Below are 15812 nucleotides of genomic sequence, written 5' to 3' on the forward strand. Positions count from 1 at the left end.
CTGGTTGCCCTCCATGATCCTCATCTCCGGCGCCCTGTTCGTCCTCCTGCTGCGCCCCGCCGTGCTCCCGATCGAGCGAACCGCAGCCCGCGCCTTCATCGCCGTCCTCATCGCCGCCTATCAGCTCATCGTCGCCCTGTTCATCGCGCTCGGCGTGGGCATCGACGTGGGCTGGGCGGAGCTGGCCGGCATCGGGTTCTTCCCCGTCCCCGTCCTCATCTCGACCGGCATCGCCGCGGCCGCGGCCGTCGTCCTGGCCGCGCTCACGCACCTCGTCACCGTCCGCCTGCGCGCGGCGGACGAGCCGATCCGCCTCGCGCCGTCGAAGGTCGCGGCCTCGGTCGTCTCGAGCGTCCTCGTCTTCGCCGGCATCTTCGCCGCCCTCCTCGCCGAGTGGGCGAAGGCCTCGTTCGCCGGCGTCGGCGTCGCCGAGATGCTCTACACGCTCAGCCAGCCCCTCACCGGCTCGGACCCCGACCGGATCGAGGACTTCCTCCGCGGCCCGCTGCTGACGTCCGTGGTGTGGACGCTCACGGCGCTGCTGGCGTTCTGGGTGCTGGCGATCGCCGTCGCGCGCATCCCCCGCACCCGCCGAGCACCCCGCGCGCTGCGCGCGGCCGCCCCCTGGGCCGCCATGGTCACGGCGGGCGCCGTGACCCTCGGCGCCGGAGTCGACTCGGGCGCGCGCACGATCGGCGCCGACGAGCTCCGCGCCTACTTCTTCGAGACCACGGCGCTCTTCGAGGAGCACTACGTCGACCCGGCGAGCGCGAACGTCGTCTTCCCCGAGGAGAAGCGCAACCTCGTCTACATCTACCTCGAGTCGATGGAGTCGACGTACTGGTCCACGGAACTGGGCGGCGCGGAGCCCGCGAACCTCCTGCCGAACCTGAGCGCGCTCGCCGAGGCGGGAACGAACTTCTCCAACTCCGACGACCTCGGCGGCGCGGTGCAGGTGCCCGGCGTCGGCTTCACGGTCGGCGGCATGATCGCGCAGACCGCGGGCGTCCCGCTCACCGTCACGGGCGAGTACAACGAGAACGAGTACGGCCAGACCTCCCGGTTCATGCCCGGTGCGGTGTCGCTCGGCGACCTGCTCGAGGAGGCGGGGTACCGCCAGACGCTCCTCATCGGCTCGGACGGCGAGTTCGGCGGCCGCTCCCGCTACTTCACGCAGCACGGCGGCTACGAGATCCGCGACTACTTCTATGCGATCGAGCACGGCTGGATCCCGGAGGACTACCACGTCTGGTGGGGGTACGAGGATGCGCGCCTCTTCTCGTTCGCGACCGAGACCCTCACCGAGCTCGCCGCGGGCGACGAGCCGTTCAACTTCACGATGCTCACCGCCGACACCCACTTCCCGTCGGGGTTGATGACCGAGGAGACGCCCGAGCTCTTCCCCCGGCAGTACAGCAACGTCATCCACCACTCGGATGCCATGGTCGGCGACCTGGTCGCCTGGATCCAGGAGCAACCCTGGGCCGAGCACACGACGGTCGTGATCGCGGGCGACCACCTGAGCATGGATCCGGAGTACTTCGCCGAGCTGTCCGAGGAGTACGAGCGCACGACGGTCAACGTGTTCCTGAACAGCGCCGTGGCCCCGGTCTCGACGAAGCGGCGCACGTTCACGACCATGGACCTGTTCCCGTCGACGCTGCGCGCGCTCGGCGCGCAGTTCGACGGCGACCGGCTCGGCCTCGGCACCGACCTCTTCTCCGGGACGCCCACGCTCGCCGAGCAGCTGACCGTCGAGGAGTTCTCCGCCGAGCTCTCCCGGCGTTCGCCGTACTACCAGTCGGAGATCATGCAGGGCTCCGACCAGGTGTCGCAGGTCGCCGGGTAGAAGGCACTGGGCTCAGTCGACCGTCACGATGTCGGGCGCCTCGAGCCGGACACGGTCGGCGGACTCGTCGTCGGGCTGCTGCTGCGAGGCCCGCTCGGCCTCGACCCGCTGCAGGTACCGCTCGACCTCGAGCTGCTCGCGCGCCTCGTCCCAGCCGAGCACGCCGGCCATGAGCTTGGCCGCGACGGGCGCCGCGGAGACGCCGCGGTCCCAGGCCTCGATCGAGATGCGGGTGCGGCGCGCGAGGACGTCGTCGAGGTGCAGGGCGCCCTCGTGCGAGGCCGCGTAGACGACCTCGGCGGCGAGGTAGTCGTCGGCGCCGGGCAACGGCTCCCCCAGCGACGGATCGCTGCGGATGAGGTCGAGCAGCTCATCGGTCATCGTGCCGTACCGGTTCAGCAGGTGCTCGATGCGCACCTTGTGCACGCCGAACGCCCGCGCGATCTTGCCGCGCTTGTTCCACGCGGCCTGGTATCCCTCGGCACCGAGCAGCGGGATGTCCTGCGTGGTCGAGACGGGGGTCTTGCCGTCGAGCGCGTCGGCGGCCGCGTCGATCGCGTCCTTCGCCATGACCCGGTACGTCGTCCACTTGCCGCCGGCGACGACGACCAGCCCGGGCACGGTGTGCGCGACGATGTGCTCGCGCGAGAGCTTCGAGGTCTGCTCGCTCTCACCAGCGAGCAGCGGGCGCAGGCCCGCGAAGACGCCCTCGACGTCCTCCCGCGTGAGCGGCACCCGCAGCACGGCGTTCACGTGCTCGAGCAGGTAGTCGATGTCGGCCGCGGTCGCGGCCGGGTGCGCCTTGTCGAGGTGCCAGTCGGTGTCGGTCGTGCCGATGATCCAGTGCCGGCCCCACGGGATGATGAACAGCACGCTCTTCTCGGTGCGGAAGATCATGCCCATCGCGGACTGGATGCGATCGCGCGGCACGACGAGGTGGATGCCCTTCGAGGCGCGCACGTGGAACGTGCCGCGCTCGCCGACCATGCGCTGCGTGTCGTCGGTCCAGACCCCGGTCGCGTTGACGACCTGCTTGGCGCGGACCTCGAAGCGCTCGCCCGTCTGCAGGTCGTGCGCTTTGACGCCGACGACGCGTTCGCCGACCTTGACGAAGCCCTCGACCTTGACCCGGCTCGCGACGTGCGCGCCGTAGAACGACGCCGTGCGGGCGAGGCTCGCGACGTACCGGGCGTCGTCGACCTGCGCGTCGTAGTAGGTGGCGCCGCCGATCAGCGCGCTGGGCGAGAGCGACGGGATGGCCCGCATGACCTGGGTCTTGGACAGGTGCCGGTGGTGCGGCACGCCCGGCGGGCGGCCTCCGGTGTAGCTGAAGATGTCGTAGAGCAGCATGCCCGCGCCGATGTACAGCCGTTCGAACACGCGCTTCTGCAGCGGGTACAGGAACCGGACGGGCTTCACGAGGTGCGGCGCGATGCGCTGCAACAGCAGGCCGCGCTCGATGAGCGCCTCGCGGACGAGCCGGAAGTCGAGCTGTTCGAGGTAGCGGATGCCGCCGTGCACGAGCTTGGAGGAGCGGCTCGAGGTGCCCGATGCCCAGTCGCGGGCTTCGAGCAGACCGGTCGAGAGCCCGCGGGTGACCGCGTCGAGCGCCGCGCCCGTGCCGACGATGCCGCCACCAACGACGAGGATGTCGAGCTCTTTCTCCTTGAGCCGCGCGATCGCGGCCTCACGCTCCTCGGGTCCGAGCTTGGTCGAACGTGTCACCGACTTCTTTTCGGCCATGTCGCTCCCCGCTTCCGAACGACGCAACGGCTGCGCCGCTCTCCTCTCACGCTACCCGAGCGTGTCGGAGGAGGGAACGGGTTGCCGATCCCACCGTCGGTCGAGTAGCGAGCGCCAGCGAGCGTATCGAGACCCCGCACGCCGACCTCGAAGCCGGATCGCCAGGTCTCGATACGCTTCGCTACTCGGCCGACGCCGCTCATGCCCCCTGGTAGGGCGCGACGACGACCTCGACGCGCTGGAACTCCTTGAGGTCGGAGTAGCCCGTCGTCGCCATCGACTTGCGCAGCGCGCCCACGAGGTTCGCGGTGCCGTCGGGGTTCAATGACGGGCCGTACAGGATCTCCTCGAGCGGAGCGACCTGGCCCACGCGGACGCGCTGACCACGCGGCAGTTTCGCGTGGTGCGCCTCGGCGCCCCAGTGCCAGCCGCCGCCCGGGGCATCCGTCGCGCGCGCGAGCGCCGCACCCAGCATGACCGCGTCGGCGCCGCACGCGATCGCCTTGACGATGTCGCCCGACGCGCCGACGCCGCCGTCGGCGATGACGTGCACGTAGCGGCCGCCCGACTCGTCGAGGTAGTCGCGGCGTGCGCCCGCGACATCCGCCACCGCGGTGGCCATCGGCGCGTGGATGCCGAGCGACGTGCGCGTCGTCGAGGCGGCGCCGCCGCCGAAGCCGACGAGCACGCCGGCCGCGCCCGTGCGCATGAGGTGCAGCGCCGCGGTGTACGTCGCGGCGCCGCCGACGATGACCGGCACGTCGAGCTCGTAGATGAACTTCTTGAGGTTCAGCGGCTCGACGTTCTTCGACACGTGCTCGGCCGAGACCGTCGTGCCGCGGATCACGAACAGGTCGACGCCCGCCGCGACGACCGTCTCATACAGCTCTTGCGTGCGCTGCGGCGAGAGCGCGCCCGCGACGGTCACGCCCGCCGCGCGGATCTCGGCGAGACGCTGCGTGACGAGGTCGGGCTTGATGGGCTCGGCGTACAGCTCCTGCATACGCGCGGTCGCACGGTCGGCCGGCAGGTTGCGGACCTCGGCGAGCGCGGGCTCGGGGTCTTCGTACCTCGTCCAGAGACCTTCGAGGTCGAGCACGCCGAGGCCGCCGAGGCGGCCCATCATGATCGCGGTCGTGGGTGAGACGACCGAGTCCATGGGCGCCGCGAGGAACGGGATGTCGAACTGGTAGGCGTCGATCGTCCAGCTCACCGAGACGTCTTCGGGGTCGCGCGTGCGCCGGCTCGGCACGATGGCGATGTCATCGAACGCGTAGACGCGGCGTCCTCGCTTCGAACGGCCGATCTCGATCTCCTGAGTCACCGTGACAGCCTATCGGGCGACCCCGACCCCGCTCACTCGGCGAGGACTGCGGCGAGCGCGGCGGCCGCGGCGTCGCATTCGGCGTACGAGGTCTGCAGCGCCGACGGGGCGAGGCGGACGACGTCGGGCGTACGAGCGTCGGCGACGACGCCGAACTCGTGCTCCAGGCGCCGCACGATCTCGGCCGAGGAGCGGCCCGGCACCCGGAGCGAGACCTGCGCACCGCGCCGGGCGGGGTCGCGCGGCGTGAGCAGCTCGACGGCGCCGCGCTCGATGAGCGGGTCGACCGCGGCGATGAGCCGGGCCGAGAGCCGCCGCCCGCGCGCGGCGAGGTCGGGCATGGTGTGCCGGTCGAACATGCGCACCGAGGCCAGCACGGGCGCGAGCGCGAGGATCGACGGGTTCGAGATCTGCCACGCCTCGGCGTCCGGGCTCGGCATCAGCTCGGCGTGATCGCCGAACCGGTGCTCGGTGCGCTGACCGAACCATCCGGCGAGCCGGGGCAGGCCGGCGTCGCCGTGGTGGCGCTCGTGCACGTACAGCCCGGCGACGGCGCCGGGCCCGCCGTTCAGATACTTGTACGAGCACCATGCCGCCCAGTCGACGCCCCACTCGTGCAGCGCGAGCTCGACGTTGCCGACCGCGTGCGCGAGGTCCCAGCCGACGACGGCGCCCGCGCGGTGCGCGGCGGCCGTGATCGCCGGGATGTCGAGCAGCTCGCCGGTCAGGAAGTTCACGCCGCCGAGCAGCACGAGGGCGATCTCGTCGCCGTGCTCGTCGAGCGCGGCGAGCACGTCGTCGGTGCGGAGCGCGTGCTCGCCGCGACGGGGCGCGACGAGCAGCGCGTCCTCGCCGAGCCCGTGCCAGTCGAGGTGCGAACGCACGGCGAACCGGTCGCTCGGGAACGCCTGGTCCTCCATCAGGATGCGCGTGCGGCGCCCGTCGGGCCTGAAGAAGGACGCCATGAGCAGGTGCAGGTTCACGCTGAGCCCGTTCGCCGCCAAGGTCTCCGCCGGCCGGGCGCCGACGAGCCGGCCGACGGGTTCCCGCATCCGGTCGGTCAGGCTCAGCCAGGCGCGCTCGCCCGCGTAGTGGCCGCCGTGCGCGAGCTCGCGCCAGACGTCGAGCTGCTCGACGACGGCGTCGCGGGCCTCGGACGACTGCAGTCCGAGCGCGTTGGCCGCGAGGTAGGCGACCGGGGCCCCGGCGTGCACGGGCGCGATGAACGCGTCGCGCTCGGGCGCGGGGTCCTCGACGTCGAGCGGATGCTCCGCGCCGAGGCCCGCGAGCACCGTGAGGCGTGCCCGGGCCAGCTGCCACGTGCTCGCGTCGGGGTCGATCACGCTGAAGTGGTCGCCCGGGAGCTCGAGGAGCTCGGGACGCCCGAGATCCTCGCGTGCCGCGAGACGGCGGTTCATCTCGACGAGGTCGGCCGAGTCATCCGCGCCCTGTACGAGGAGCCAGCCCGCGCGGCGCGACGTCCAGCGGGCCGGTGACGCGGCCGCATAGCGGCCGGGCACGTCGAGCCGGTCGCCGAGCGCGAGCCGTACCGCGTCCTCACCGAGGAAGCGGTCATGCGCGGCGTCGAGGTCGACGACGCCCGCGAGCGAGACCGCGAGGTCGACGACGTCGAGCGTCTCGGCCGCCTGCAGCACGAGCTGGCCGCCGGCGGAGTGACCGATGAGCACGAGCGGGACCGGGCGTCCGGCATCCGGCGCGTGGGCCGTGCGCGCCGCGGTGAGGACGCCCGCCCGCACGTCGGAGGTCGTGGCCTCCCAGCCGGCCTCGTCGGGCCGGCGGTACTCGAGGTTCGCGCTCGCCCATCCCCGCGCGGCGAGATCGGCCGCGAGGCCCGTCATGAGCGAGGCCTCCCAGCGGCTGCGGTAGAAGCCGCCGTGCACGAGCACTGCGACCGCTCGCGGCGCGCCGGCCGGAAGGTGCCACTCGAGGCGCTGATCGGCGTGCTCGCCGTACGCCTCGATCGCGGCCGGCGGCGAGATCAGGCTTCTGATGACGCCGTCCACCCGCAGCGGCAGGGTGTCGAGCCCGTGCGCGTGCCGCGGTGAGCCGTCGACGCGCACGATCGTGCCGGGCACCTCAGGATCGGGTTCTTCGACCGCCCCGAACCACACGACGACGTCGGCGCCGGCCGCCGAGTCGGAGTCGTCGAGCTGCCAGCCGTGACGCGCCGCGATCGGTGCGAGCGCCGCGCGCAGCGCGCCGGCGGAGGGCGCGTGCGCGTGCGCGCCGCGGGGACGTGGATGGTCGCTCGCGCCGTCCGCACGCGACCATTCGCGTCCTCGGGCGTCGAGCTCGCGCGAAGCGGGCAGGATTCCGAGCCTCACGCGCGCTCCCGGCGGAGCAGCGGCACGACCTCGCGTCCGATCAGCTCGACGCCCTCGGCGACGTCGCGCAGGCCCTGGGGCGTGCCGAACTCGACGCGGCCCACGCCGGCGTCGATGAGCCGTTGCGCCTGCGCGGCCACCTGCGCGGGCGTGCCCGAGAAGCAGAACCGGTCGAGCAGGTCGTCGGGCACGACGGCGCCCGCGGCCTCGTGGTCGTGCTCGGCGAGCTTCGCGCGCACCTCGGCCATGAGCTCGGCGGGCACGTCCACCGTGGGGTCGAGCTCGGCGATCGCGTCGAGGTACATCGCGACCTCGCGCCGTGCGACCGATCGCGCGGCCTCGCCGTCGTGGTCCACGACCGTCACCGCGCCGAACACGATGCGCACGTCGTCGACCGAGCGGCCGACCCGGTCGGTCCCCACCCGGAGACGCTCGCGGACGACGGGCACGAGGTCGGGGTTCGCGGCGCCGCCGAGCTTCAGCTCGTCGGCGATCCGGCCGGCGAGCGCGATGCCGAGCGGGCCCCACGAGCCGAGGAGGAGCGGCGGGCGCGCGCGCAGCACGGGGTAGCGCAGGGTGATGCCCGGCTTCAGCGGGAAGTACTCCCCCTCGTACCCTGCGCCGTCTCCGGCGAGCAGCGCGTAGATGTGCCCGGCGGCCTCGCGCAGGTGCGCGACGGGCTTGGGCTGGGCGACGCCGATCGCGTCCAGCCACGTGCCCTTGACGAGCCCGAGATAGGCCCGGCCCTCGCTCGTGGCGTCGAGCAGCGCCAGCTGGCCGGCGATCTCGTAGGGGTGCAGCGTGAACGGGTTCCAGCCCGCCGCGCCGAGTCGCACACGCTCGGTGGCCCTCGCCATCTCGAGCAGCGCACCGATCGGCGGCTGGAACAGCAGGTCGCTGAACACCGACACGACGTCGATCCCGACCGACTCGGCGAGCGTCGCGAGCTCGGCGTAGCGGCCGGGCGGCTGGTCGGACTGCAGGCCGATCCCGATCTCGACCGGGCGCGCCCCGGCGCCGTGCGGCGTCTCGGCGGCGCTCACGTGAGGTCCGAGGACTTCATCGATCGCAGTGTGCCGCGCTCGATCCGCATGATGAGCCGCTCCTCGGGGTCGGGGCACGACACGAACTGCTCGCTCTCGAGCCAGTCGCTCGCCGGGAGCGGGCGCTGCTTCGCGGGGATGAGCGGCAGCACGGCCTGCAGCGCGTACATGCAGAAGTGCCGAGGCACGGTGAGCTGGCTCGAGTTCGTGACCTCGAAGCAGTCGCCCACGCGCATGCTGCACACCGAACGGCCCTCAATGCGGTCGACCACGACGCGCACGTCGTAGAGCGCCATGTCGTCGGGGCCGGCTGCGGCGTCGGGCGCGCCGGTCGCGGCGCCGGCGAGTGCGCCGGCGTCGCCCGCGGGGTGCTCGCTCGCGGCCTGCTCGCCCGCGGGGTGCTCGCCGCTCATGCGCGGGCCTCGTCCGCGTCGGCGACGTCCCGCGCCTGCGCATGGTGGTGCACGATGCGCCAGCGTTCGCCGTCGTGCCTCAGCACGTCCGTGATCCGCGTCGTCTGCGTCTCGCCGGCCTCCGGCACCATGACGAGCAGGTACGCCGCGATCGCCGTGTCGCCCCAGACCTCGATGCGCCGGGGCTCGACGCGCATCTCGGCGAGCACTGGCCGCTCCGCGGCCGTGCGGCGGTCGCGGAAGCCGTCGAGCTCGGCGCGCGAGTACATGCGCGGGAAGTGGCTCTCCCAGGTCGTGGTCCTCGGGTCCAGGTGGCTGTCGAAGCGCGCCCGGTCGTTCGCGATGAACGCGTCGTACATGTCCCGGATCGCGCCGAGCACGGCCGCCTCGGGTGCGGTCGCGTCGGTCAGCACGGCGCTCATGCGGCCACCGCCTCGTCGTCGCGCACGACGCGTCCGCCCTGCATCACCCAGCGGATGCCTCGCAGCGCACTCGTGTCGGTCAGCGGATCACCGTCCACCGCGATGAGGTCGGCCGCGAGGCCCGGCGCGATGCGCCCGGCCTGGTCGTCGATGCCGAGCCAGCGCGCGGGCGTGATCGTCGCCGCCCGCAGCGTCTCGACGGGTCCGAGTCCCTCGGTGCTCATGTGTTCCATCTCCCTCACGATCGCGGTCGTCCCTTCGAACCCCCAGAACGGCGGCATGTCGCTGCCCACCATGATCGGCACGCCGGCGTCGATCGCCATGCGGAACGACTCGAGGTGCCGAGGGCCCGCGCCGAGCGAGCGCTCCTGCATCCAGCTCGGCACGCCGAGCTCGTCGAAGAACGCGCCGCAGCGCGTGACGACGAGCGTGGGCACGAGATGCGTGCCGGCCGCGGCCATGGCGGTCGCGACCTCTGGCGTGAGCTCGTACCCGTGCTCGACGCAGTCCAGCCCCCTGGCGACCGCACGGGCGATCACCGGTGCCGGGCCAGCGTGCGCGGTGACCTTGCGGCCCCAGGCGTGCGCGGTCTCGATGACCGCGGTCATCTCGTCGTCGGTGAGCTGCGGGGTGTCCATGTGCTCGTGCTCGCCCGCGATCCCGCCCGAGATCATGACCTTGATCAGGTCGGCGCCGGCCTTGACCTGCGTCCGGACGCCACGCGCGAAGCCGTCGGCGCCGTCGCACTCGAGTGTGTCGTCGTTCTCATGACCGTGGCCGCCCGTGCACACGATCGCCTGCCCGGCCGTGAGGATGCGCGGGCCGACCGCCTCGCCGCGTGCGATCGCCCGGCGCAGGGCGAAGTCGGCGTGCCCGCGCTCCGCGACGCAGCGCACGGTCGTGATGCCGGCGTGCAGCGCGCGGCGCGCGCCGTCGGCCATGTAGAGCGCCATGCCTGCGGCGTCGAGGCCCCGGATGTAGGCGCCGAGCTCGCCCGGAAGGGCGAGCGAGAAGTGCGTGTGCATGTTCATGAGCCCGGGCAGCAGGCTCGCACCGCGCATCGAGCGCTCGGGCGCACCGCCCGCGGCCGCGCGGACCTCGTCGGCGTCGCCGACGGCCGCGATGCGCCCGTCCCGCACCCACAGGGCGGCGGGGGCGCTCGACCCGGCGACGACGTCGACGACGCGCGCATCGGTGAGCACGAGGCTCGGCGGGGTGGCCGCCGACGTGGCGACGAGGGACAGCAGCTTGGGATCAGACATCCGTGACTCCATAGATTCGCCGGGCGGCCTCGGCTGAGACGTAGCCTTCGGCCACGTCGTGCCGGACCGCGTCCGGGTGTCGCTCGGCGGGATCGCCGTGGCCGGCGCCGCCACCGGTCTCGATGACGACGAGGTCGCCGGCAGCGACCGCGACGCGGCGCGTGCTGAGCCGGCGTTCCCGGTCGGTGCCGGGGAACGCGGTGACGGTCGTGGGCCGGGACTCGTGCCCGCCCGCGAGCGCCCACGGCGCCGAGCGGGTCTTCTTCACGACCGAGAGGAACTCGCCATCGCTCACGAACCGGATGTCGCGCCGGATGCCGGCGCCGCCACGGTGCCGTCCGGCGCCGCCCGAGTCGGTGCGCACCTCCCAGCGCTCGAAGCGCATGCCGCTCTTGGCCTCGAGCACCTCGAGGGGCGTCGTGCGGGCGATCGTCTGGCAGAGGTGGTTGATGGGGCCGGCGCCGTCGTGGGCCGCCGTCGCGCCCCAGCCGATGACGTCGTTGTTGCTGATCGCGAAGAAGTCGCCCGTGTCGGGGTGCGCGCCGACCATCATGAAGCCGGGCACGTCGCCGCCGGAGGACGCCGCGAGCCGATCGGGCATGCCCTGCGCGAGCGCCTTGTAGATGAGCTCGACGGCCAGGTTCCCGGTCCACTGGGTGAACGTCGCGGCCGGGTACACGGCATGGAACAGCGAGCCCTCCGGCGCCGACACCGTCAGCGGCCGCATGTGGCCCGCGTTGCCGCGCTCGTCGGGCGTCGTGAGGGCCTTGAACGCGACGCGTGCGCACGCGATGGTCGCGCCGAACGGGAGGTTGACCGGCCCGCGCACCATGTCGCTCGAACCGGCGAAGTCGACGTGGAATCCGTCGTCGTCGATCGTGACCGTCACCTGGAGTCGGATGGGCTCGTCGTCGAGCCCGTCGTCGTCCATCCAGTCGACCGCGGTCCACGACCCGTGCGGCAGCTCGGCGAGCGCGTCCCGCGAGGCCTGCTCGCCCGTGTCGTACATACGCTCGATCGCGGCACGCACGGTGCCGACGCCGAACTTGCCGACGATGTCGAGCAGGCGCCGCTCGCCGGTCTTCAGGCAGCTGACCTGGGCGTGCAGGTCGCCGATCACGAGGTCGGGCATGCGCGAGTTGAACCTGATGAGCTCGACGATCTCGTGCTGCAGCTCGCCCGCGCGCCAGATCTTCGTGCCCGGGAAGAGCAACCCCTCCTGGTGCACATCGGTCGAGTCCAGGACGTACCCCGGGTCCTTCGCGCCGAGGTCCATCCAGTGCGCGCGCACGCACACGTAGCCGATGAGCTCAGGCTCGCCCGGAGCATCCGCCCCGCCCTGGCCCGCCCCGTGGAAGACGGGCGCGAAGAGCGTCGCGTCGTACGCGTGCGCCGCGTTCCAGTACGGGTAGTTGAGCATGATGACGTCGCCGGGCTCGAGCCGTTCGCGGCCGACGTACTCGATGCCCTTCTGCAGGGAGTAGTCGTTCGCGCCCAGGAACCGCGTGAGCCCGGGCGCCTCGGCGACGAGCCTGGCGTCGTGGTCGTAGATCGAGATGCCGAAGTCGAGCACCTCGTAGATCACGGGATTGAACGCCGTGCGGATGAGCGTCGTGCGCATCTCGTCCGCCGCCGCCAGGAGGTACGAGCGCACGACCTCGACCGTCGCGCCGTCGAGCCCTGGCCGCTCGGTCACGGCTCGACCCCGTACACGTCGCGGGCGACGGCCTCGGAGACGTACCCCTCGGCGACGTCGCGGCGGACGGCCTCGGGGTCGCGATCGCGCGGGTCGCCGTGCCCCGCGCCGCCCGCGCTCTCGATGCGGATCAGGTCCCCCGGCACGACCGGTGTGCGCTTCGTGCTCACGCGCGCCTCGCGCTCGGTGCCCGGGAAGACGATGACCTGGTTCGGGTCGGGCTCGTGCCCGCCGTCGAGGGCCCACGGCCTGGTCTTGGTCTTCTTGATGACGCTCAGCAGCTCGCCCTCGGCGACGAACCGGATGTCTCGGACGATGCCGCTGCCGCCCCGGAACCGCCCGGCCCCGCTCGAGTCGGTGCGGATCTCCATGCGCTCGAACCGCATGCCGCTGCGCGCCTCGAGCACCTCGAGCGGCGTCGAGCGCACGGTCGACTCCGACAGGTGGATCGTGGCGTCGAGGCCGTCGTGGTCGGGGCTCGCGCCCCACCCGACCGGATCGTTGTTGCTGATCGCGTAGTACTCGCCGGTGTCGGGGTGGTGGCCGACCATCATGAACCCGGGCACGTCGCCGCCCGACGACGCCGCGAGCCGGTCGGGCATGCCCTGCGCGAGCGCCTTGTAGATCAGCTCGAGCGCGACGATGCCGGTCCACAGCGTGAACGTGGGCGCCGGATAGACGGCGTGGAAGAGCGTGCCCGGCTCGGCGAGCACCGTGAGCGGCACCGTGGTGCCCTCGCTGCTCGGCTCGTCGCGTGCGGTGAGGTTCTTCAGCACCACCTTGCCGAGCGCGATCGTCGCCCCGAACGGCATGTTCACGGGTCCGCGCACCGCGGGCGACGAGCCCGCGAAGTCGATCGTGAGGTGGCCGTCGCGATTCGTGACCGTCACGCGCATGGGGATCGGGTCGTCGCTCAGGCCGTCGTCGTCGAGCAGGTCCTCGGCGGTCCAGGAGCCCTGCGGCAGCGCGAGCAGCGCGTCGCGCGTGCGCTGCTCGCTCTGAGCGCGCACGGCCGCGATCGCGGCAGTGACGGTGTCGAGCCCGAACTTCTGCACGATCTCAGCGAAGCGCCGCTCACCCGTGCGCAGCGACGACACCTGGGCGTGCAGGTCGCCGATCACGAGGTCGGGCAGACGCGAGTTGAACCTGATGAGCTCGTGGATGTCGTGCACGGGCTCGCCGCGGCTCCACACCTTCGTGCCGGGGAAGAGCAGGCCCTCCTGGTGCACGTCGGTCGAGTCGAGCACGTAGCCCGGGTCCTTCGCGCCGAGGTCCATCCAGTGCGCCCGCACGCACACGTAGCCGATGAGCTCGCCGCCCTCGGGCAGGAACACCGGCGCGAAGAGCGTCGCATCGTACGCGTGCGCGGCGTTCCAGTACGGATAGTTGAGCAGCACCACGTCGCCCGCGTGCAGGTTCTCGCGGCCCACGTACTCGACGCCCTTGCGCAGCGAGTAGTCGTTCGCGCCGAGGAAGAACGTGAGCCCCGGCGCCTCGGCGATCAGCTCGGTGTCGGCGTCGTAGATCGAGATGCCGAAGTCGAGCACCTCGTAGATCACGGGGTTGAACGCCGTGCGGATGAGCGTCGTGCGCATCTCGTCGGCCGCGGCGAGCAGGTAGGAGCGCACGACCTCGACCGTCGCGCCGTCGAGAGCCGGTGTCGTCATGATGCCTCCGGGGTGATCAGCAGGTAGCCGTGCTCCTCGACCGCGACGCGCTGCCCGCTGTGGACGACGGTCGTCGAGGTGCCCTCGTCGACGAGCGCGGGGCCCGCGAACGCGTGACCCGGCCGCAGCCGGGACCGGTCGTACACCGCGAAGTCGGTCATCGCCCGCGAGCCGAAGTCGTAGGCGCGGCGGGTCTTGACGAGCGCTCCGGATGCATCGGGGTCGCCCGCGGGCTCGGTGCCGAGTGCCGGGCGGGTCGTGCGGCCCACCCCGCGGACGCGGAGCGTCAGGATCTGCACCGGATTGTCCATGGCGTGGCCGTAGCGCGCCCGGTGCAGCTCGTCGAACGCAGCACGGACCTCACCCGCGTCGATGCGCTCCCCCACGTCGACGAGGAGCGTGTGCTCCTGGCCGAGGTAGCGCAGCTCGAGCTGTCGTTCGAGCACGCCGTGCTCGCGCGGGACGCCCTGCTCCTCGAGCGAGGCGAACGCGAGCTCGCCGACCGCGTCGAGGTCGGCCGAAAGCGCCGCGGGATCCGAGTCGCCGAGCACCTCCATGCGCGTGCGCGAGAAGTCGGTGACCACATCGGCCGAGAGCATGCCCCACGCGCTGAACCCGCTCGGCGCGAACGGCACGATGACCTCGCCCACGCCCATCTCGCGCGCGAGCAGCGGCGCGACGAGCGGTCCGGCACCGCCGAACGCGAGCAGCGAGAAGTCGCGCGGGTCGTGCCCGCGCTCGACCGTGATCTGGCGCACGGCGCCGACCGTCTTCGCGAGCATGACGTCGAAGATGCCAGCGGCGGCCGCGCTCACGTCCAGCCCGAGCGGCTCGGCGATCTGCTCGCGCAACGCCGCGACGGCCTCCTCGTCGTGCAGCCGCATCTCGCCCGAGAGGAAGCTGTCGGGATCGACGTACCCGAGCGCGACCGAGGCATCCGTCACCGTCGGCTCGGTGCCGCCGCGACCGTAGGCGACCGGGCCCGGCACCGCCGAGGCGCTGCGCGGCCCGACCTTGAGCAGTCCGCGCTCGATCGAGGCGATGGACCCGCCGCCCGCGCCGATCGTCCTGATGTCGTAGGTCGGGATGAGCAGCGGGAAGTGCTCGAGCTCGGCCTCGTGGGTGACCACCGCGTTGCCGCCCTCGATGACGCACGCGTCGAGCGAGGTGCCGCCGATGTCGAACGTGAGCACCTTGTCGCGGCCGAGCGCCTCGGCGAGATAGGCGGCGCCGACGATCCCGCCGGCCGGGCCGGACAGCACGGTCGGCGTGGGCGAGAGCTTGGCCGTCGCCGAGGTCATCGACCCTCCTCCCGAGCGCATGATGAGGAAGCGGGAGTCGAACCCGCGATCGGCGAGCCCGCGTTCGAGCTCGTCGACGTACCGCTCGAAGATCGGGCGGATGTACGCCTCGAGCACCGTCGTCGACGTGCGCTCGTACTCGCGGTACTCCTGCACGATGTCGGTCGAGACGCTGACCTTCAGGTCGGGGTACCACTCGCGCAGGAGCTCGGCCGCACGCTGCTCGCTGGCCGGATTACGGTATGAGTGCACGAAGCACACCGCGACCGAGATGACGCCCTCGTCCTCGACGAGGTGCCGCGCGACCTCGCGCAGCTCGGACTCGTCGAGCGGGGTCACGACGTCGCCGCGGTGGTCGAGGCGGCCCGTCACGCCCGCGGTGTGCCGGCGCTGCACGAGGCTCGGCGGACGCTGGTACTGGAAGTCGTACATGCGGTCGTCGGGCACGTTGCCGCGGCCGATCAGGAAGATGTCGCGCAGGCCCGCGTTCGTGATGATGCCCGTCGCGCCGCCTCGGCGCTCGAGCACGGCGTTGAGTCCGAGCGTCGTACCGTGGATGAACAGCTCGGCCTCGCCGAGGTCCGTGCCGAGCGCCTCGATCGCGGCGAGCACGCCCTTCCACGGCTCGGCCGGCGTCGTCGACGCCTTCCGGAACCGCACGTGGCCCGTGCGCTGGTCGAGTTCCATCGCGTCGACGAACGTGCCGCCGATGTCGACGGCGAGCCGGTAGGGACGGTCGGTCATTGG

Annotated in this window: 11 protein-coding genes; 1 reads left to right on the forward strand and 10 read right to left on the reverse strand. The window is 72.3% G+C overall.

The features are described from left to right. Window positions 1-13: 13 nt before the first annotated feature. The gene (locus tag RH864_RS00650) at window positions 14-1849 is read left to right on the forward strand and encodes an LTA synthase family protein (RefSeq protein ID WP_310515580.1); all 1836 of its coding nucleotides are present in this window, start codon (window positions 14-16) and stop codon (window positions 1847-1849) included. Window positions 1850-1861: 12 nt separating this feature from the next. Here RH864_RS00650 and RH864_RS00655 read toward each other — a convergent pair whose 3' ends face one another. The 10 genes from RH864_RS00655 to RH864_RS00700 all read right to left on the reverse strand — a co-directional run bounded on the left by RH864_RS00655 (window position 1862) and on the right by RH864_RS00700 (window position 15809). Then, the gene (locus RH864_RS00655) at window positions 1862-3592 is read right to left on the reverse strand and encodes a glycerol-3-phosphate dehydrogenase/oxidase (RefSeq protein ID WP_310515581.1); all 1731 of its coding nucleotides are present in this window, start codon (window positions 3590-3592) and stop codon (window positions 1862-1864) included. 199 nt (window positions 3593-3791) lie between these two features. Then, a complete protein-coding gene (locus RH864_RS00660) occupies window positions 3792-4916 on the reverse strand; it encodes a GuaB3 family IMP dehydrogenase-related protein (RefSeq protein WP_310515582.1) in 1125 nt (374 codons plus the stop codon). Between the two features lie 32 nt (window positions 4917-4948). Further along, on the reverse strand, window positions 4949-7261 hold the full coding sequence (gene kynU / locus RH864_RS00665) for a kynureninase (RefSeq protein WP_310515583.1): 2313 nt from the start codon (window positions 7259-7261) through the stop codon (window positions 4949-4951). Beyond that, window positions 7258-8304: an LLM class flavin-dependent oxidoreductase gene (locus RH864_RS00670; RefSeq protein ID WP_310515584.1), complete on the reverse strand. Its 1047-nt coding sequence runs from the start codon at window positions 8302-8304 to the stop codon at window positions 7258-7260. Before RH864_RS00670 ends, kynU begins: the two co-directional genes overlap by 4 nt. Continuing rightward, window positions 8301-8717 (reverse strand): TIGR04076 family protein, encoded by a 417-nt coding sequence (locus RH864_RS00675; RefSeq protein ID WP_310515585.1) that lies wholly within the window; start codon window positions 8715-8717, stop codon window positions 8301-8303. The genes RH864_RS00670 and RH864_RS00675 overlap by 4 nt, the downstream gene beginning before the upstream one ends. After that, window positions 8714-9139: a nuclear transport factor 2 family protein gene (locus RH864_RS00680; protein ID WP_310515586.1), complete on the reverse strand. Its 426-nt coding sequence runs from the start codon at window positions 9137-9139 to the stop codon at window positions 8714-8716. Before RH864_RS00680 ends, RH864_RS00675 begins: the two co-directional genes overlap by 4 nt. Beyond that, complete coding sequence (locus RH864_RS00685; protein ID WP_310515587.1) at window positions 9136-10401, reverse strand: amidohydrolase family protein; 1266 nt, start codon at window positions 10399-10401, stop codon at window positions 9136-9138. Before RH864_RS00685 ends, RH864_RS00680 begins: the two co-directional genes overlap by 4 nt. Then, a complete protein-coding gene (locus RH864_RS00690) occupies window positions 10394-12097 on the reverse strand; it encodes a hydantoinase B/oxoprolinase family protein (protein ID WP_310515588.1) in 1704 nt (567 codons plus the stop codon). The genes RH864_RS00685 and RH864_RS00690 overlap by 8 nt, the downstream gene beginning before the upstream one ends. Then, window positions 12094-13764 carry a hydantoinase B/oxoprolinase family protein gene (locus RH864_RS00695; RefSeq protein ID WP_310515589.1) on the reverse strand — a complete coding sequence of 557 codons (1671 nt, stop codon included), beginning with the start codon at window positions 13762-13764 and terminating at the stop codon, window positions 12094-12096. The genes RH864_RS00690 and RH864_RS00695 overlap by 4 nt, the downstream gene beginning before the upstream one ends. Continuing rightward, window positions 13761-15809 carry a hydantoinase/oxoprolinase family protein gene (locus RH864_RS00700; RefSeq protein ID WP_310515590.1) on the reverse strand — a complete coding sequence of 683 codons (2049 nt, stop codon included), beginning with the start codon at window positions 15807-15809 and terminating at the stop codon, window positions 13761-13763. The genes RH864_RS00695 and RH864_RS00700 overlap by 4 nt, the downstream gene beginning before the upstream one ends. Window positions 15810-15812 lie beyond the last annotated feature (3 nt).

The organism is Agromyces aerolatus (assembly GCF_031432255.1).
GTDB lineage: Bacteria > Actinomycetota > Actinomycetes > Actinomycetales > Microbacteriaceae > Agromyces.

Coding starts and splice junctions, on each gene's coding strand:
- RH864_RS00695 (WP_310515589.1), bottom strand. CDS start 13,764: ATGACGACACCGGCTCTCGACGGCGCGACGGTCGAGGTCGTGCGCTCC.
- RH864_RS00680 (WP_310515586.1), bottom strand. CDS start 9,139: ATGAGCGCCGTGCTGACCGACGCGACCGCACCCGAGGCGGCCGTGCTC.
- RH864_RS00685 (WP_310515587.1), bottom strand. CDS start 10,401: ATGTCTGATCCCAAGCTGCTGTCCCTCGTCGCCACGTCGGCGGCCACC.
- RH864_RS00650 (WP_310515580.1), top strand. CDS start 14: ATGATCCTCATCTCCGGCGCCCTGTTCGTCCTCCTGCTGCGCCCCGCC.
- RH864_RS00675 (WP_310515585.1), bottom strand. CDS start 8,717: ATGAGCGGCGAGCACCCCGCGGGCGAGCAGGCCGCGAGCGAGCACCCC.
- RH864_RS00700 (WP_310515590.1), bottom strand. CDS start 15,809: ATGACCGACCGTCCCTACCGGCTCGCCGTCGACATCGGCGGCACGTTC.
- RH864_RS00655 (WP_310515581.1), bottom strand. CDS start 3,592: ATGGCCGAAAAGAAGTCGGTGACACGTTCGACCAAGCTCGGACCCGAG.